The organism is Halosaccharopolyspora lacisalsi (assembly GCF_014137975.1).
In the GTDB taxonomy this organism is placed as follows: domain Bacteria; phylum Actinomycetota; class Actinomycetes; order Mycobacteriales; family Pseudonocardiaceae; genus Halosaccharopolyspora; species Halosaccharopolyspora lacisalsi.
In genome coordinates this window covers 715,871-733,778 of sequence record NZ_JACGWZ010000001.1, presented here as the reverse complement: position 1 = coordinate 733,778, position 17,908 = coordinate 715,871, and the positions used below count along the sequence as shown (strand labels likewise).

17 protein-coding genes are annotated in these 17,908 nt (G+C 69.8%); 6 read left to right on the top strand and 11 right to left on the bottom strand.

All coding sequences use genetic code 11. The features are described 5' to 3' along the window. Positions 1-56: 56 nt before the first annotated feature. Positions 57-2,423 (bottom strand): FtsK/SpoIIIE family DNA translocase, encoded by a 2,367-nt coding sequence (locus tag FHX42_RS03580; protein WP_328795957.1) that lies wholly within the window; start codon positions 2,421-2,423, stop codon positions 57-59. A gap of 52 nt (positions 2,424-2,475) precedes the next feature. Between FHX42_RS03580 and FHX42_RS27240 the strand changes: the two genes are divergently transcribed. After that, positions 2,476-2,676 carry a hypothetical protein gene (locus tag FHX42_RS27240; RefSeq protein ID WP_328795880.1) on the top strand — a complete coding sequence of 67 codons (201 nt, stop codon included), beginning with the start codon at positions 2,476-2,478 and terminating at the stop codon, positions 2,674-2,676. A 248-nt stretch (positions 2,677-2,924) separates the two neighbouring features. After that, positions 2,925-3,665, top strand: coding sequence for a lysophospholipid acyltransferase family protein (locus FHX42_RS03575; RefSeq protein WP_182543482.1), 741 nt, complete (start codon positions 2,925-2,927; stop codon positions 3,663-3,665). A gap of 94 nt (positions 3,666-3,759) precedes the next feature. Here the strand turns inward: FHX42_RS03575 and FHX42_RS03570 are convergent, their stop codons facing one another. The 7 genes from FHX42_RS03570 to thyX form a co-directional block, all read right to left on the bottom strand. Further along, complete coding sequence (locus tag FHX42_RS03570; RefSeq protein ID WP_182542710.1) at positions 3,760-4,116, bottom strand: hypothetical protein; 357 nt, start codon at positions 4,114-4,116, stop codon at positions 3,760-3,762. Between the two features lie 715 nt (positions 4,117-4,831). Beyond that, positions 4,832-5,224 carry a hypothetical protein gene (locus FHX42_RS03565; RefSeq protein ID WP_182542709.1) on the bottom strand — a complete coding sequence of 131 codons (393 nt, stop codon included), beginning with the start codon at positions 5,222-5,224 and terminating at the stop codon, positions 4,832-4,834. A gap of 293 nt (positions 5,225-5,517) precedes the next feature. Beyond that, positions 5,518-5,811 carry a hypothetical protein gene (locus tag FHX42_RS03560; RefSeq protein ID WP_182542708.1) on the bottom strand — a complete coding sequence of 98 codons (294 nt, stop codon included), beginning with the start codon at positions 5,809-5,811 and terminating at the stop codon, positions 5,518-5,520. Positions 5,812-6,050: 239 nt separating this feature from the next. Then, on the bottom strand, positions 6,051-7,682 hold the full coding sequence (locus FHX42_RS03555) for a ribonuclease J (RefSeq protein WP_182543481.1): 1,632 nt from the start codon (positions 7,680-7,682) through the stop codon (positions 6,051-6,053). Between the two features lie 89 nt (positions 7,683-7,771). Beyond that, positions 7,772-8,716 carry a 4-hydroxy-tetrahydrodipicolinate synthase gene (dapA, locus tag FHX42_RS03550; protein ID WP_182542707.1) on the bottom strand — a complete coding sequence of 315 codons (945 nt, stop codon included), beginning with the start codon at positions 8,714-8,716 and terminating at the stop codon, positions 7,772-7,774. Between the two features lie 181 nt (positions 8,717-8,897). Next, positions 8,898-9,524: a TIGR03085 family metal-binding protein gene (locus FHX42_RS03545; protein WP_182542706.1), complete on the bottom strand. Its 627-nt coding sequence runs from the start codon at positions 9,522-9,524 to the stop codon at positions 8,898-8,900. Positions 9,525-9,646: 122 nt separating this feature from the next. Then, positions 9,647-10,399 carry an FAD-dependent thymidylate synthase gene (thyX, locus tag FHX42_RS03540; protein ID WP_182542705.1) on the bottom strand — a complete coding sequence of 251 codons (753 nt, stop codon included), beginning with the start codon at positions 10,397-10,399 and terminating at the stop codon, positions 9,647-9,649. Positions 10,400-10,571: 172 nt separating this feature from the next. On the opposite strand from thyX, the gene FHX42_RS03535 reads away from it, so the two are divergent. Together FHX42_RS03535 and FHX42_RS03530 are read left to right on the top strand one after the other, a co-directional pair. Next, positions 10,572-11,117, top strand: a complete 546-nt coding sequence (locus tag FHX42_RS03535; protein WP_182542704.1) for a toxin-antitoxin system HicB family antitoxin — start codon at positions 10,572-10,574, stop codon at positions 11,115-11,117. An 18-nt stretch (positions 11,118-11,135) separates the two neighbouring features. Then, positions 11,136-12,059, top strand: a complete 924-nt coding sequence (locus FHX42_RS03530) for a DUF4097 family beta strand repeat-containing protein (RefSeq protein ID WP_182542703.1) — start codon at positions 11,136-11,138, stop codon at positions 12,057-12,059. Here the strand turns inward: FHX42_RS03530 and FHX42_RS03525 are convergent. Beyond that, positions 12,043-13,263, bottom strand: coding sequence for a winged helix-turn-helix domain-containing protein (locus tag FHX42_RS03525; protein WP_182542702.1), 1,221 nt, complete (start codon positions 13,261-13,263; stop codon positions 12,043-12,045). The two genes, FHX42_RS03530 and FHX42_RS03525, sit on opposite strands and share 17 nt — an antisense overlap. A 94-nt stretch (positions 13,264-13,357) precedes the next feature. Between FHX42_RS03525 and FHX42_RS03520 the strand changes: the two genes are divergently transcribed. Further along, positions 13,358-13,924, top strand: a complete 567-nt coding sequence (locus FHX42_RS03520) for a GNAT family N-acetyltransferase (protein WP_182542701.1) — start codon at positions 13,358-13,360, stop codon at positions 13,922-13,924. A 78-nt stretch (positions 13,925-14,002) separates the two neighbouring features. After that, the gene (locus FHX42_RS03515) at positions 14,003-14,491 is read left to right on the top strand and encodes a hypothetical protein (protein ID WP_182542700.1); all 489 of its coding nucleotides are present in this window, start codon (positions 14,003-14,005) and stop codon (positions 14,489-14,491) included. A 6-nt stretch (positions 14,492-14,497) separates the two neighbouring features. On the opposite strand, the gene FHX42_RS03510 is transcribed toward FHX42_RS03515, so the two are convergent. Then, positions 14,498-14,782 (bottom strand): hypothetical protein, encoded by a 285-nt coding sequence (locus tag FHX42_RS03510; protein WP_182542699.1) that lies wholly within the window; start codon positions 14,780-14,782, stop codon positions 14,498-14,500. Between the two features lie 4 nt (positions 14,783-14,786). Then, positions 14,787-17,894, bottom strand: a complete 3,108-nt coding sequence (locus tag FHX42_RS03505) for a DEAD/DEAH box helicase (protein ID WP_182542698.1) — start codon at positions 17,892-17,894, stop codon at positions 14,787-14,789. Positions 17,895-17,908 lie beyond the last annotated feature (14 nt).

The following is a 17,908-nucleotide window of genomic DNA, read 5'->3' as shown; positions in this document are numbered from 1 at the left end:
CGGAATGCGGTTTCGCGCGAAACCGGAACCTCGCCCCGACCGCGCGAGCGCGGCCGCTACTCGGACTCCTCCGGAGGTGGCCCGCCGCGGATCGAGTACAGCGCGTTCTCCAGCTCGTCGGGTTTGACCAGCACCTCACGGGCCTTCGACCCCTCCGAGGCCGCGACCACTCCGCGCGACTCCAGCAGGTCCATCAGCCGACCCGCCTTGGCGAAACCGACCCGCAGCTTGCGCTGCAACATCGAGGTCGAGCCGAACTGGCTGGTCACCACCAGTTCGGTGGCCTGCAAAAGCACGTCCAGGTCCTCACCGATGTCGGAGTCGACTTCCTTCTTCTCACCGGCCTTGGTGGCGGTGACCCCCTCGTCATAGTCGGGCTCGGCCTGCTGCTTGGTGTGGGCGACGAGCCGGTGGATCTCCTCGTCGCTGACGAACGAGCCCTGCACGCGGGAGGGCCGCGAACCTCCCATCGGCAGGTACAGCGCATCGCCCATGCCGATGAGCTTCTCGGCTCCCTGCTGGTCGAGGATCACCCGCGAGTCGGTCAGCGAGGAGGTGGCGAAGGCCAGCCGGGAGGGAACATTGGTCTTGATCAGGCCGGTGACCACGTCCACCGAGGGGCGCTGGGTGGCCAGCACGAGATGGATCCCCGCGGCACGCGCCTTCTGCGTGATGCGCACGACGGCATCCTCGACGTCGCGGGGCGCGGTCATCATCAGGTCCGCGAGCTCGTCGACGATCGCCAGGATGTAGGGGTAGGGCCGGTACTCGCGCTCACTGCCCGGTGGCGCGGTGATCTCTCCGGAGCTCACCTTGGCGTTGAAGTCGTCGATGTGGCGCACCCGGCTGGCCTGCATGTCCTGGTAGCGCTGCTCCATCTCCTCGACCAACCAGCCCAGTGCGGAGGCGGCCTTCTTGGGCTGGGTGATGATCGGAGTGATCAGGTGCGGGATGCCCTCGTACGGGGTCAGCTCCACCATCTTCGGGTCGATCAGGATCATCCTGACCTCCTGCGGGGTGGCCCTGGCCAGCAGCGAGGCCAGCAACGAGTTGACGAAGCTGGACTTGCCGGAACCGGTCGAGCCCGCGCACAACAGGTGCGGCATCTTGGACAGGTTCGCGGTGACCATGTGGCCCTCGATGTCCTTGCCCAGCCCCATGACCAGCGGATGCGTGTCCTCGGCCGCCGTGGTCGAGCGCAGCACGTCGCCGAGGCGCACCATCTCTCGGTCACTGTTGGGCACCTCGATGCCCACGGCGGACTTGCCGGGGATCGGTGCCAGCAGCCGGACGTTGTCGTTGGCCACCGCGTAGGCGATGTTCTTGGTCAGCGCGGTGATCTTCTCGACCTTGACGCCGGGCCCCAGCTCGACCTCGTAGCGGGTCACCGTCGGACCGCGCACGAATCCGGTGACCTCGGCGTCGATCTTGAACTGCTCCAGCACGCCGGTAATGGCCTCGATCATCGCGTCGTTGGCCTTGCTGCGCGCCACGGGCGGATCGCCGGGGGTGAGCGCGTCCAGCGGCGGAAGATCGTAGTCCCCCTCGACGGTGCGGCTGATCCGGATCGTCTCGCCGGAGGACTCGGTCGCGACGTCGGCGGCCTCGGTCGTCTTCGCCTTCGCCTGCTTCGACTCGGCGGCAGCGGGAGACTTGCCCTGCTTGCCCGACTCCTGCTTGGCAGGCTCCTGCTTGCCCGCGTCCTGCTTGGCGGGCAGGCGGTTCTTCGACGCGCTCTCGTCCTCGACGCCGTCGAGCGAGAGCTGGTCCTGCTCGCTCATGGCCGCCTGCCGCCGCCTCGCGGGACGCCGTGTCTTGGCGACGGAAGCATCCGAGGGTTCGAGAGCGTCCGCGGTCCCCGTTGCGGATCCCCCCGTGTCGGCTTCCGGATCCTGCGCCAGCGCGCGGAGCCGCGCGGGGAGCTCGCGCACGGGCGTACCCGTGAGCAGACCGAGCGCGAACAGTGCGACCAACACCAGCACGGCGATCGCGACACCACCGGAGATACCCCGCGACAGCGGTCCGCCCGCCACGAAGCCGAGGACGCCACCGGCTCGTGGCCACCCGGCACTCGTGGCGGGCGCCCCGGCGAGGATGTGCAGGACGCCGAGGGCGGCCAGCAGCATCAGCGCCGTACCGAACACCATCCTGGGGCGCGCCTCGGGATTGTTGTCCGTACTCATCACCAGCGCGGCGATCCCGAGCAGCACCACCGGCAGCAGCAGCGCGGCCGAGCCGATGACGAGGCGCAGCGCCCAGTCCAGCCAGGTTCCCACCGGCCCGCCCGCGTGCCACCACACACCGGCGGCGGTGACCACCGCGACCGCCAGGATGATCAGCGCGAGGCCGTCGCGACGGTGCGCGGCGTCGAGCCCCCTGCTCCTTTTCACCGCACGGATCGCGCCGCCGAGACCACGGGCCAGGGAACCGCCCACGTCCGAACTCGACGATGCCGAGCGGGAACTTCTCGACGCGGTGCCGGAAGAACCCTTCCGCGCCGTCGAACCGCCCGAGCTCGTTCGCTTGGTTCCCCCCTTGGACGCGGAGCCGCCCCTGGCGGCTCCGCTCCTGCCCGAGGTGTTCCCGGAGGTCGAGGAGTTCTTCGCCGATCCGGACTTCGACGGCGATCCGCGCCCGCTCGACGTGCTCTTGGCGCGTGTCGAGTTGCGTCCGTGACTCGTCGTACCGCTGGCCATGTTCCACACGCTATCGCCTGTCCCGCCTGTCGCGTCACTCCACTCGCAGCGCGCCGTGTGACGAATGTCGGAGACGAGGGCCCTCATGCAGGGCCGGAGTTCGTGCCATGCTCGTTCGTCATGGTTGCTCCCTCTCCCCTACCGCACGAACCGCCCTCGCACGAGCCGGCACGCCAGACGAACCGCGAGGCGTCGTTTCGCCGGGCCCCTCGACTGTGGCGGGCACTGATGCGAGTGGACCGTGCCGTCGTGGCCGCCACGGCCCGGCTGGAGATCACCGGGGACCTGTCCGCCGAACTCCGCGACAAACCGTTGCTGCTGGCGGCCAATCACATCGGCAACGTCGACGTGCTGGTGCTGCTGGCCGCTTGTCAGAGGCGCGGGATCGCGGTTCGGTTCCTGGCCACGGGAGGACTGTTCGACATTCCGGTACTGGGGCGGATATTGCGCCAGAGCGGAAGCATCCGGGCGGACCGGCACACGAAGAGCGCGACCGCGGCGCTGCGTCACGTCGTCGACGCCCTCGGCGACGACCAGCGGCCCGTTCTGGTGTATCCGGAGGGCCGAGTCTGCCTGGAGGCCGGGATCTGGCCCGAGCGCGGCAAAACGGGAGTGGCGCGGATGGCCCTGGCCGCCGACGTGCCGGTGGTCCCCGTCAGCCAGTGGGGTGCCCACGAGCTGATGTGCTACGGCAAGCCGCTGGCGGACAACGCGCTCAACGTCCTCCCCATGATCGCTTCCTGGCTCCGTGCCGTGCGACGGCGCCCCACCCTCAAGGTGCACTTCGGTACGCCGGTCGACCTCACCGACCTGTCCGCCGACCGTCCCGGTGACGCCACCCGAGCCCGCGATCGCATCATGCGGGCCATCTCCGCCGGGCTGGCACCGTTGCGGGCCACCGAACCGGACGGGCCGCACCACCGCGACCCGACCCGTCCGGTCAGCGGCAAGCGCAGCCCCTGGCGCTAATCGCTCTGCTCGGTCGGGAGATGTGGTCCGATGCAGCCGACGTAGACCGTGCCGCTCCTGGCCGTGTCGTCCAGGCGGTGCAGCCGCGGGCTGATCACGCCCGCCTGCGCGATCTTGAAGTGCGCCCCGTGTACGCGTGCCCGTCCCGGCTCACCTCGACGGGCACGGAGAACCACCGCGCGCGGTAGAACCTCGTGGTGCTCCGGACGTCGTCGCTCTCGTCACGAGCGTGCCGGTTGGCCGGGTATCCCCGGCACCCGCCCGGCAGGTTCTCGAGGTATCCGTCGACGTCACGGGAGCGTCTTCCCTCGCTCGTCGCACGACCGCAGCCCTCCAGCGCGAGCAACGCGGACCATGCCTTACCGGACCAGACCCCCGGGTTCTCGTGTTCGTCGAGCCGCACAACGGGGCCGGGATCACCGGTGCCCGACTCCTCCTTCGACACTCGCACGATCTCCCGAGCACGCTCGGCCTCGACGTCGAGCGAGACCGCTCCGTTCGGGGCCGCGTGTCCAGCCGGGCCGTGCCGTCGTGGGCGGAGAGAACCTCCAGCGCGTTGCAGGCCAGCCACGGGACCGCCGTCCACTGGGTGCGTCGGAACCGTTGCTCACCGTCGGTGCCGTCGGCCTCCGGATCGAGGATGTCCAACCACACCAGAACGACCGCGTTCGAACCCGGTGTCAGCACGGTCAGCTGCGTGGTCCAGGTCCCGTTCCGGTTGTGTTCCTCGATGCGGCTGCGAACAGCCCGTGAACCGTCCCGATCGGTACGTGCCAGTGCGATCGCCTCGACGTGCGAGGCGAGCTCGGTCGTCCGGTCGAAGCGGATCGCGTCGGGATCGCGGCCCTTGCGACGCAGCCAGGAGTGCTGTTGTTGCCAAACGAGATTCAGGACGTCCTCGCGTCCCCGTTCGACCTCGAAGAACGTGCGGCACCCGAGCACGGGACTCCCTCGGTGACGTGGCGTGTCCGCAAGGAGACACTCGGAGTGATCACCCCGGACACCTATTTGGTCGCAAACCGTGCGCATTGATCCACAGGATGCCCCGTCCGATGATCAGCCATCGGTGACGAGCGAAGAGATCACCCGAGCCGTGACACGCGAATGTGCCGGCCTTCCGGGGAAGGCCGGCACATTCGCGTTCACCGAGAGGAGCGCTCAGCGCGTCAGGACATCGTGGTCTTGCCGTTCTGGCCGTCCTCGCCGTCCTGGCCCTTGCTGTACTTGTAGCTCCCGTGGTTCTTGCCCTTGCCGTCGTCCTTGCCGAACTTCTGGGTCGAGCCCGCGTCGCCGCCGTCGCCGCCGGCGCCGCCGTTGCCGGCGGAGCACTCCACGGAGTTCTCACCCAGCACCGAGACCGGGATGAGGCCGCAGGCGTTCACACCGAGGCCGCCGTCGCCGCCGTTACCGCCGTCACCGCCCTCGTTCTCGGCGAGCTGAGCCTGAACGTCCTCGACGTCGACCTCCGGAGGCCCACCGGCGGCGAAGGCCGGCGACCCCATAGCCAGCAGACCGGCGGTCGCGAACGCGGTACCCAGGAGACGGACAGATGTACGCATGCAAAACTCCCATCTAGATGAATCTCTCTCGGACCGGAACCGATTCACAACCCACATCACAGGAAAACCGGATCACCGACCCGCAGAAATCACTCTGACACCGAATCCCGACTCCAGCACGCCCAGTAACACGAAAGAGTCCTTCGAACCCGCTTAATCACAGAGAGATAACATCATCTTCCGCACGGACGCAATCGAACACGAAAAAGTGTGCCGACCTCCTTCGAGATCGGCACACCACGTGAAAAACCGCCCATGATGGCGTCGATTCGACCACGACGCCAATCGCGCGGTTACTTCTGGGTCGAGCCCGCGTCGCCGCCGTCGCCGCCGGCGCCGCCGTTGCCGGCGGAGCACTCCACGGAGTTCTCACCCAGCACCGAGACCGGGATGAGGCCGCAGGCGTTCACACCGAGGCCGCCGTCGCCGCCGTTACCGCCGTCACCGCCCTCGTTCTCGGCGAGCTGAGCCTGAACGTCCTCGACGTCGACCTCCGGAGGCCCACCGGCGGCGAAGGCCGGCGACCCCATAGCCAGCAGACCGGCGGTCGCGAACGCGGTACCCAGGAGACGGACAGATGCACGCATATAACGCTCCTATCTCGACGCATTTATCGACCCCCCGCAAGATCCGAACACGCGGTTCGCGACCCCTTACCGGCCGATGTCTCAACACTGACATCCCGACGCCGATCCGGCATCTCGATCCCCACAGGAGATCAGGACGATCACCGCATTCGGAGAGCGGGCACCACGTGTTCACCGACTCCGGCGGGACCGGACCAAATGACCGGCCCGCCGAGCGATCGAGATTCAGCGAAAAGAATTCAGGAGCTGACCGGCAGCACGTTCGGCACGATCATCGGGCGCCGCCGGTAAGTGTCGGCCACCCACTTCCCGACCGTGCGACGCACCGACTGGGCGATGCGGTGGGTGTCGACGATGCCCTCGGACTCGGTGCGGGACAACTCCATCTCCACCAGCGGGACCACGTCGTCGAGGGCCTTGGGGTCATCGGAGAACCCGCGCCCGGAGACCGTCGGCGGTGACACCGCGCGCCCGGTGGCCGCGTCGACGGCCACCGTGATCGACAGGAATCCGCCCTCGCCCAGGACCAGCCGGTCCGACAGCGTGGACTCGCCGACATCGCCGACGGAGAGTCCGTCGACGTAGACGTGGCCGACCTCGCGGCGCCCGGAAAAAGCGGCGATCCCGTCCACGAGATCCACCGTGACCCCGTCCTCGGCGATGAGCACGCGATCCGGCGGGACTCCCGTGAGCTCGGCCAGCTCGGCGTTGGCGCGCAGGTGCCGCCACTCGCCGTGCAGCGGCATGACGTTGCTCGGCCGGACCGCGTTGTACAGGTACAGCAGCTCTCCCGCCGAGGCGTGACCCGAGACGTGCACCTTCGAACTGCCCTGGTGCACCACCTCGGCCCCCAGGCGAACCAGCCCGTTGATGACACCGAAGATCGCCGTTTCGTTACCGGGGATCAGCGAGCTGGCCAGCGCCACCGTGTCCCCGGGCCGGATGCTGATCTGCCGGTGCTCGCCGCGGGCCATCCGCGACAGCGCGGACAGCGGTTCTCCCTGGGAACCGGTCGAGACGAACACCACCAGGTGCGGGGGCATCTCCAGCGCCTCGTCCAAGTCCACCAGCAGTCCCGCCGGCACGCGCAGAATGCCCTGCTCGGCGGCGATGCCCATGTTGCGCACCATCGAGCGGCCGACGAAGCACACCTTGCGCCCGTGCTTCTCGGCGACGTCGAGAGCCTGCTGCACCCGGTGCACGTGACTGGCGAAGCACGCCACGATCAGCCGCTGAGTGGCCTGAGCGACCACCGAGTCCAGGACGGGGCCGATCTCGCGCTCCGGGGTGACGAATCCCGGCACCTCGGCGTTGGTGGAGTCGGCCAGGAACAGGTCCACACCCTCGTCACCCAGCCGCGAGAAGCCGGCCAGGTCGGTCAACCGCCCGTCCAGCGGCAGCTGGTCGAGCTTGACGTCCCCGGTGTGCAGGGCCGTGCCGGCCGGGGTCCGGACGGCCACGGCCAACGCGTCCGGGATGGAGTGGTTGACCGCGAAGAACTCCAGGTCGAAAACGCCGTGCTTGCTGCGCTGCCCCTCGGCCACCTCGATCAGCGTCGGACTGAGGCGGTGCTCCTTGCACTTGGCCGCCAACAGGCCCAGGGTGAACCGCGAACCGACCACCGGCAGCTCCGGACGCAGCCGCAGCAGGAACGGGATGGCGCCGATGTGGTCCTCGTGCCCGTGGGTGACCACCAGGGCCTCGACCTCGTCGAGCCGCTCCTCGATGGGAGCGAAGTCGGGCAGGATCAGGTCGACCCCGGGGGCGTCGTCCTGCGGGAACAGCACCCCGCAGTCGACGATGAGCAGCCTGCCCCCGTACTCGAACACGGTCATGTTCCGGCCGACCTCGCCGATGCCGCCCAGTGCCATCACCCGGAGAGCGCCTTCGGCCAGGGGTGGCGGAGGCGCGGAGGAAGTCGGTGTGACGGGGTGGTTCTCGGTGGATGTGGAGCGGGCGCTCAACGCGGGCTCACCTCTGCTGCGGCATCGGGATTGACCAGGACCAGTCCAGCATCCCACAGATCACTGGTGATGACGCGCAGCTGCTCGTCGGTGGCCGCAGGCAGCGGCAGCCGCGGCTGGCCGGTCTCGTAGCCGCACAGCCGCAGGGCGGTCTTGGAGAAGATGACGCCTCCCACGAAATTCATCGAGCGATACACCGGCAGCAACCCGTGGTGGATCTCGCGGGCACCGGCGATGTCGCCCGACTCGTGGGCGTCGAGCATCTGGCGCAGCCGGTCGCCGACGACGTGGCCGATCACGCTGACGAAGCCCACCGCTCCGACGGACAGCCACGGCAGGTTCAGCGGGTCCTCCCCGGAGTAGTAGGCCAGGTCGGTGTTGGCCAGCACGTCGATGCCGGACAGCAGGTCGTGCTTGGAGTCCTTGACCGCCTTGATCCTGGGGTGCTCGGCCAGCCGCTTGAGGGTGTCGGTCTGGATCGGCACGACCGAGCGAGGCGGGATGTCGTAGAGCATCACCGGCAGTTCGGTCGCGTCGGCCACCGTCGTGAAGTGCCCGTAGAGGCCCTCCTGCGGCGGGCGCGAGTAGTACGGCGTCACGACCAGCAGCCCGTGCGCGCCCGCCTTCTCGGCGCCGCGGGCCAGCTCCACCGAGTGCGCGGTGTCGTTGGTGCCCGCCCCGGAGACGACCGTGGCGCGGTCCCCGACCGCTTCGACGACCGCGCGGATCAGGCTTTCCTTCTCCTCGTCGGTGGTCGTGGGGCTCTCCCCGGTCGTGCCGTTGATGACCAGGCCGTCGTTGCCGATGTGGTCGACCAGATAGGCGGCCAGCTCCTGGGCCAGGTTCAGATCCAGTTTCCCCGTGGAGTCGAACGGGGTCACCATGGCGGTCAGGTTCCGGCCGAACGGGCGGCCTTCGGTGGCGGTGGGACAGACGGTCATAACCCTGACGCTACCTCGTGGGAGCGCTGTTCGACGCGCCCACACCGGAATCGTTTCGCCCGAGAACCGGCGCGATCCCGGCAGCGCGGAAACCCACCGCCACGGAGGCCCGGACGGTGCGTTTGTTCCGGTGCTGCCGGGCAGGCACGCACGAATTTCCGTTCCCGAAGAGAGCTCGCGTTCAGAAGCTGCGCCGCAGATCCTCGACCGCGAGCACGTCGGCGTCGTTGCCCTCGAAGGAGACGCGCGCCACGTTGCGGCTGAACGCGTGCAGGATCAGTTCGCTGGGCTCGCCCAGGATGCGCACCGTGCGCGGTCCCTGCTTGGCCGCGATCTCACTGCCGTCCGGTCGCCGCAGGGTCACCCCCACCGGGCTGCGCCCGTAGAAGACCTTGGCGCTCTTGGACAGCGCCTTCCACAGGGCCTCCTCGCGGGCGTCGTCGGTGGGCCGCGGCTGCCAGTCCGGCTGGGCGCGTCGTACGTCCTCGTGGTGGACGTAGAACTCCGCGCTGTTGACCGTCTCGTCCACGGCGCCGATCCCCAGCGGGTTCCACTTCGGCGGCCCCTGGCGAATGCGGTCTATCAGGTCCGAGAACGGCAGCTCCCGCAGCTCGCCCTCGATCTTGTCACTGCGACCGGACAGGGACTTGACGAACCTGCCCGCCAGCGCGTCCGGCCGTCGCTCACGCACGACCAGGTGCACGGCGAGGTCCCTGGTCCGCCATTCCCCGCACAGGGTCGGCGCGTCCGGGCCGACCCTGGAGAGCAGGTCACACAACTGCTGGCGTTCATCACTGGCCACACCCATGCGGCCACTCTATCCGGATCTTGCCGACCACGCCGGTGGGTGGCGTCACGAATCGGCGCCGTAACCCTCGTAACCCGATCGGGGGCTACGGTTTCGTGTGGAACCGCAACCCCCGTGCGCACCTACCCCTCGGTGACGTAGGGGCTGGAAGCGACCTCGGTGCCGTCGCGCAGGGCGGTGATCTCGAAGTCGCCGAACACGTTGGCCGCGACCTTCTGCAACTGGCGCAAGCACTCCACGGCCAGGCCGCGGATCTCCACGTCCGCGTGCTCGCTGGCGCGCATCGCGATGAAGTGTCGCCACGCGCGGTAGTTGCCCGTGACGACGATGCGGGTCTCCACCGCGTTGGGCAGCACCGAGCGCGCGGCCTGCCGGGCCTGCTTGCGGCGCAGCGTGGCCTTCGGCTCGTCGGCGAACTTCTCCTGCAGCGCCTGCTGCAGCTCGGTGTAGGCCTCGATGCTCGCCGCGGTGGCCGCCCGGAACTTCTCGTGCAGCTCGGGGTCCTCGGCGATGATCTCCGGCTCGACCACGGCCGCGTCCTTCTCGGGGACGTAGCGCTGGGACAGCTGGGAGAACGAGAAGTGCCGGTGGCGGATCAGCTCGTGGGTCAGGGACCGCGACATCCCGGTCAGGTAGAAGGTGACCGAACCGTGTTCGAGCACCGACAGGTGCCCGACCTCCATGATGTGACCCAGGTAGCCCGCGTTGGTCGCCGTGGCCGGGTTCGGTTTGCTCCAGGACTGGTAGCAGGCCCGCCCGGCGAACTCCGCCAGGGCCTGGCCACCGTCGGCGTCGGTCGACCAGTCCACGTCGTCCGGCGGGAAGAACTCGGTCTTGCCGATCAGTTGCACCTTCGGCGGGACGATCTCGGTCACGGCGGGCGAACCCCTTCCTCTAGTACGCCGCCACGCCGGCGACGTCTCTGCTGGCCACACCCAGCCTAACGGGCCCCGCCGACACCTCCGCCCCGCCGTCGGACGACGGCGTGACGCGCACTGACATCACACAGCACTTGCGCGACACCGAAGGTGACGTCATTGTGGTGTCATGGATTTGAGCCCCTACGTCAACCAACTCCGCGAGGACCTCACCGCGGCGGCCTCGGCCGGGGACGAGCAGACCCGGCAGACGGCCGCCGTGCTGGCCGCCACCGTCGAGCCCGCGACCAGGCTGGCGCTCATGAACGCCCTGTCCGACCTCGCCGCCGAGGTGACCACGCAGCTGGACGGGCAGGTCGTCGACGTCCGGCTGGACGGGCGGGACCTGCGGGTCATGGTCAGTGGAGAAGCCCCCGAACCGGGCCCCTCCGTCGCCGAGGAACCGACACCGCCGCCGCCCGGGGACAGCGGTGACATCAGTCGGATCACGCTGCGGTTGCTCGACGAGATCAAGGGGCAGGCCGAGCAGGCCGCCTCCACCCAGGGCGTCTCGCTGAACACGTGGGTGGCCCAGGCCGTGCAGGGCGCTCTGCACGGCGGGAGCCCGCGCGGGCCGTGGGAACAGCGGCAGGGTGATCGCTCCTTCAGCGGCCGGGGCCGGTGGGGACGTGAGAGCTCCGGCGGCTCGCAGGTGCGCGGTTGGGTCCGAGGCTGAAGGAAGCGAGACGAAAAAGTGAGTCAGGACTTCGAGGACGGACCCCACGAGCTCGTCCGTACCAACGACTTCGACACCGAACGCGCGATCGAGCTGGACATCAGCAATCACATCGGCCCGGTCACCGTCGAACTGACCGAGACCGCGCTGACGCACGTGGAGATCAGGCACGATCCCGAGTCCGGCAGCCCGGACTGGCGCAGCGGGCTCAGCGGGCTGCTGAGCTGGGTCAGCGAGCAGATCGGCGACAACGTCGCGAAAAACGGCGGCGGAACCGTCGAGGACTCCACCGCCGAAGCGTTACGGCAGACCCGCATCGACATGACCGGCAACCGACTCGCGGTGCACCCGCCGGGCACCCCGCCGCTGCGCACCGTGCCGCTGGCGGTGAAGGTCCAGGCCCCCACCGGATCGCAGGTCGGGGTGCGCACCGGATCGGGGACCGTGACGATCACCGGCGAGGCCGGCAAGGCCCGGATTCAGACCGGCTCCGGGGACGTGACCACGCAGCGGGTCACCGGCAGCGCCACCGTCCGCACCGGCTCCGGGCAGCTCCGACTCGGCGCGATGCCCGCCGGGGTGCACGCCCGCAGCGGCAGCGGCGAGATCGAGATCGCCGCGCTGGAGGAGGCGTCCTCGGTGGTCACCGGCAACGGTGACGTGTGGCTGGGCACGGTCGGCGGTGACGTGCTGGTGCGCTCCGGCAGCGGCACCCTCAGCGTGGCCGACGCGGCGTCCGGGAAGACCGAGCTGATCACCGGTTCCGGCGGGTTGCACGTGGCCGTGCGGCACGGGACGCTCGCCGACGTGGACCTGACCTCGTCGACGGGAACGGCCCGCAGCGAACTGGTCGTCTCCGAGGAACCACCACCGCAGGAACCGGCACTGCGGATCTTCGGACGTACCGGCAGCGGCGAGGCGCTGATCACCTCGGCCGTTTGAGGCGGAGCGGTCTCGCGAGGTCTCCGCGCTCCTCGACGGCGACACCGGCCAGTCCCAGCCACCGGGCCATGTCCCCGAGGGCGTCCGCGAGCTCGGGGACGATCCTGCCGACGTCGCCGTCGGCCTCGGCGAACGCGCCGCGCACCCGCAACAGACCCGCTGTCCGGTCGGCCTTGAGGTCCACGCGGGCCACGAGTTCACCGTCGAGCAGGAACGGGAAGACGTAGTACCCGTAGACCCGCCGCGGCTCGGGCACGTAGATCTCGATGCGGTAGCGGAATCCGAACAGTCGCTCGGCGCGTTCGCGTTGCCAGATCAGCGGGTCGAACGGGCACAGCAGGGCACGTCCGGTCACGGCGCGCGGCGTCCGCGCCGCCTTGTGCCGATAAGCCCGCTTGCTCCAGCCGTGCACCGCGACGGGCTCCAGGACGCCCTCCTCGACCAGTTCCGCGGTGGCCTGTCCGCACTGCGCGGCGCCGAGCCGATAGTAGTCGCGGAGATCGGACTCGGTCGCCACGCCGAGAGCGTGCGCGGAACGCTCGACCAGCGCGCGCACCGCGTCGTCCTCCTCCGGATCCCGCGCCAGCACCTCGGCGGGCAGTACCCGCTCGGGCAGGTCGTAGAGCCGCTCGAAACCACGGCGCGCGCCGGTGGTCAGCTCACCGGTGGCGAACAGCAGCTCGCAGGCCTGCTTGGTGTCCGTGCGGTTCCACCAGGGACCGCTACCCCGCTTGCGTCCACCGCCGAGCTCGGTCTCCAGCGCTCCCGCCCCGACGGGACCGCTCTCCTTGACCGCCGCCAGCACGTCGTCGACCAGTCCGGGAGCCCGCTCCAGCAGCTCCCGCGACTTCGTGCGCCAGGAGCCACCGTGGCGACGCATCCGCCACCGCAACAACGGCCAGTCCTCGACCGGGATCAGCGAGGCCTCGTGCGCCCAGTACTCGACCAGCAGCCGGGGTTGCCGAGCGCGATGCGACCACGCGGCCTTGTCGATCAGCTCGCGCGGATAGCAGCCGATGCGGCTGTAAAGCGGCATGTAGTGGGCGCGGACCGCGACGTTGACGGAGTCCAGTTGCACCAGTTTCGTCCGCTCCAGGAACCGCCGCAGGTGCCTGCGGTCGATCCCACCGCCGGGCCGACCGTCCGCGAACCCCTGAGCGGCCAAGGCCGTGCGCCGGGCCGCGGCAACACTCATCGTCTGCACGGCCGGGATCATGCCAGCACGCTCCGACAGTTCCCGACCGCGCCCCGTCGACGGCGGCTGACCGTGGAAACCCGGACACGTTAGGTTGTCGCACATGGCCGATGCCGACGTGCGCGCCGCCACCCCGTCCGACGCGACCGAGATCACGCGCATCCAGGTGACGACCTGGCGCAGCGCCTACAGCGACCTGCTCCCCACCGAGGTCCTCGACGACCTGGACGCCACCACGAACGAACGGCAGTGGCGGCAGGCCGTGACCGAAGGGCCCGCCACGGTGGTGGTGGCCACCGAGGGCGAATGGGTGGTGGGCTTCTGCGCCGCCGGAGCCGCACCCGAGTCCGAGGTCGCCGCCGCCGACGGCACGGTGCCCTCGGACGCGGCGACGACCGCGCTGATCAGCACCCTGCTGGTGGAACCGCGCTGGGGACGCCGGGGACACGGCGGACGCCTGCTGGGCATGATGGCCCGGCGACTCACCGAAGGCGGATGGACCCGGGGCGTCACCTGGGTCCCCGAGGCCGACGAGGCCACGATGTCGTTCTTCCGCGGCCTGGGCTGGGACCCAGACGGCACGGTGCGCACCCTCGACGCGAGCGGACGCCCGCTTCGGGAGCTGCGACTGTCCGGCGGACTGGATCTACGGTTCGAGCAGGAGCGATGACACATCGCACTGCTCCACGGATCGTTGGCACATCGTTGTTAATCTGTGCTGTGATACTCCCGACCTCACGGAGGCAACGTGCTGCCGGCAATCGGTCTGACCTCAGCGGCGTTCGGGGTATCGGTGCTTTCCGCCGTGTTTCCACTCGTCAGTGTGGAGATCTTCGTGGTCGGCCTGGTCATGAAGGGTCCGCACCTGCCCTGGTGGCTGCTGGCCGTGGTCATCACCGTCGGCCAGATCGGCGGCAAACTCCTGCACTACTACGCGGCGCGGGACGTCATTCGGCTACCGGCTTTTCTCCGGGGCAGGAACGGGACGAACCGGTCGGGACGCTGGCGCGGCTGGCTGGAGCGGTTCCGGAGCAGTTGCCACCGGCGTCCGGTGTGGACCGGTGGCGTCCTGCTCGTCAGCGCGGCGGCGAGCGTTCCTCCGTTCCTGGCGCTGACCGTGGCGGCGGGATGGGCGAGAATCCCGCTGTACACCTTCCTGATCACCGGTTTCGTCGGCCGGTTCACGCGCTTCACCGCGCTCATCCTGGCCCCCGGCGTCCTCGCCGCCTGGGTGTAGCCGGAGTCAGCGCGGCCGGGTCATGTGCACGTAGGCGGGTCGCAGCAGCTCGTGCAGGTCGTGGCCGCGAACCCGGGCACCGGGGTCGTCGAGCTGCCGCAGCAAGCCGTCCCCGGGAGCGCGCTCGGTGCCGCGCTCCGCAGGCCGGTCATCGCGACTGCCGGCCGGACGGGTCCAGAAGTCCTCCAGGCACTCGGCCAGCGGTGCGTCGTGCTCGGGCAACACCGCACGCACCTCGGCGAGATCACGTTCGCCGTTCTCGTCTGCGCGGAACTCCCGCTCGTCGGTCATCGTCCTACTCCGCCACCGCGTCGTCGGACAGGGTGAGCACCTCGCGCAGCTGGGAGGTGGACAGCTCGGTGACCCAGTTCTCCCCGGACTCCACGGCCATCCGCGCCAGCGCTTTCTTCTCCTCGATCATGGCATCGATCCGCTCCTCCAGCGTGCCCACGCAGACGAACTTGCGCACCTGCACGTTCTTGTCCTGGCCGATCCGGAACGCGCGGTCGGTGGCCTGATCCTCCACAGCGGGGTTCCACCACCGGTCGACGTGGATGACGTGGCTGGCGGCCGTGAGGTTCAGCCCGGTACCACCCGCCCGCAGCGACAGCAGGAAGATCGACGGCCCGTCCCCGGACTGGAAGCGCCGCACCATCTCGTCGCGGGCGGGCTGGGCGACACCGCCGTGCAGGTACAGCACCTCACGGCCGAAGCGGTCGACCAGGTGTCCGCGCAGCATCTCGGCGAACTCGGTGAACTGGGTGAAGCACAGCACCCGGTCACCGTCGGCCAGCGCCTCGTCGAGGGTTTCCTCCAGCCGGGCCAGCTTGCCGGAACGCCCCGCCACGGGGGAGCCGTCCTTGAGCAGGTGCGCCGGGTGGTTGCAGACCTGCTTGAGCTTGGACATCGTGGCCAGCACCAGACCCTTGCGCTCCATCCCGTCGCTGCTCTCGATCCGGGTCAGCATGTCGTCGACCACGTCCCGGTACAGCGCCGCCTGTTCCCGCGTGAGGGTGCAGTGGGTGGTCATCTCGTTCTTGGTCGGCAGCTCCGGGACGATCGCCGGATCGGTCTTGAGTCGCCGCAGCACGAACGAACCGGTCACCCGTTGGACGGTCGCGGCGGCCCGTTCGCAACCGTGCCGCTCGATCGGTACCGCGAAGCGGCTCCGGAAGTCCGCCAGCGTGCCCAGGATGCCCGGGTTGGTGAAGTCCACGACCGACCACAGCTCGGCCAGCCGGTTCTCCACCGGGGTACCGGTCAGGGCCACCCGCTGATCGGCGCCGAGGCTACGCACCGCCACCGCCTGCTTGGACGCGCTGTTCTTGACCTGCTGAGCCTCGTCGAGCACCACGCGACGCCAGTGCACGCCCCGCAGCATCTCGGCGTCCTTGGCGGCCAGACCGTAGGTCGTCACCACGAGGTCGGCGCCGTCGGTCGACTTCACGAAGTTGGGACCGCGCACCCGATCAGCACCGTGGTGCACGTGCACGGTCAGGCCGGGCGCGAACCGCTGCGCCTCCCGTCGCCAGTTGCCCACCAGCGAGGTCGGACACACCAGCAGCGTGGGGCCGCGCGGAATCTCACGGCGGTCGTGGGCCTCCAGGGCCAGCAGCTGGATCGTCTTGCCCAGCCCCATGTCGTCGGCCAGGATCGCCCCCAGTCCCAGCTCGCCGAAGAGCGCCAACCAGCTCAGCCCGCGCTGCTGGTACGGCCGCAACGTGGCCGTGAAACCCGGTGGTGCTTCGATCGGTGTCAGGCTCCGGTCGGTGCTGCCCGCGATCAGGTCGCCGAGCCAGTCCTCGGCCTCCACCCCCACCACCGGCAGCTCTCCGGGAGCCTCCTGGAGTCCGATGCCGATGGCCAGCACGTCGCGGGCCGTGGTCATGGACGCGCCACCGGAGCTCATGAGCTTCAGTCCCGCGGCGACCTTGTCGCGGTCCAGTTCCACCCACCGGCCCCGCATTCGCACCAGCGGCGTCGTCACGCGGGCGAGCTCGTCCAGCTCCTCGTCGGTGAGCTCGTCGCCGTCCAGCGCCAACCGCCACTGGTAGTTGACGATGGCGTCCAGAGCCGACATCGCGCCCAGCTGGGCCACCCCGGCGGCCGCCGGGGTACCGGTGCTCGACAGCCGCACGCCGAGCTTGCCCTCCGGAGCCGACCACCACGACGGCAGCAGCACGCCGAACCCGGCGTCGGAGAGCAACGGAGCGACCGCGCGCAGGAACTCGTGCGCCTCGGCGGTGTCCAGTTCCACCGCGTCCGGACGCCGGGCGCGCAACGCCTCCCGCAGCCGTGGCCACAGCCTGCCGGCCCGTTCGAGGTGCACCGACAGCGTCCCGGTCGGATCGTCCACCCGCCGCGACACCTCCGAGTCCGCCCCGGCCCGGACCTCCTCGGCGCTCACGACCGAGCTCGGCTCCTCGCGGTCCTGCAACAACAGGTCCACGCGCCAGCGGTCGGTGTCCTCGGGAGCGACCAGCCGGAAACAGGCCCGCACCGCCTCGGCGGCCACGGTCCCCGACCGGTGCCAGGCGGTCAGCACCGCGCGAAGCCGCTCGGTGTCGTCCGACTCGGCACGAACACCGGGATCGGATCCCGTCAGCGCCCGCAGCCAGGACTCGGCGGCGCGCTCATCGGCAGCCGGCTTGCGCTTGTTCGCCGGCAGCAGCCCCGGACCGTCATCCAGGGCCGCACGAACCTCGGCGTCGGTGAGGCTCTCCAGCATGTCGGCCGCCACGGCCGCCGCGGAGGGACCTTCCGCGGCGTCACCCAGACGCTGCGCCCGACAGGCGGGCGGCATGGACGCACACCACGACCACAGCGCTCGCCGATCGGATCCCAGCGCCACGGGACGCCAGCGAGCATTGGTCGCTTCCCGCTCCTCGGCCACGGCGGGCAGCACGTGACCGCGTTCGACGAACCCGTCCACCAGCGCGACCCCCGCTGCGAGGAACCGCACCGACGCACCGACCGGGATGCGAACCGACGGCCCCTGCTCGGGATCGGTTTCCAACTCGTCCACGTCGAGGTCGCGCAGCACGGCGGCGCCGTCGGAGGCGTCGACGATCGCGGCCGGCACCCGCCAGGGCAGCAGTCCGGGGGTGGCCACGTCGCGGTCGGTGTTCGCCTCGCGCACCAGATCCGGAGAGTCCAACGGGCCGCGCGCACCGGAGGGCAGCAGCAACTCCGCCTCTCCGTCGACGGCCTTGTGCACCGTCGCACCGACGGCGGACGAAGCCAGCACGGCGACCAGCTCGGCGGTGTCGAGCGCGAACGGATGCGTCCGGGCCCCGGGCGCTTTCGACGTCCTGTGCCCGGAGGCACGTTCGGGCAGGGCGGAACTTTCCGCCCACAGGCACAATCCCACCTCGATCGACCAGAGGCCGTGAATCACGATCACCGAACAGTTCCCTT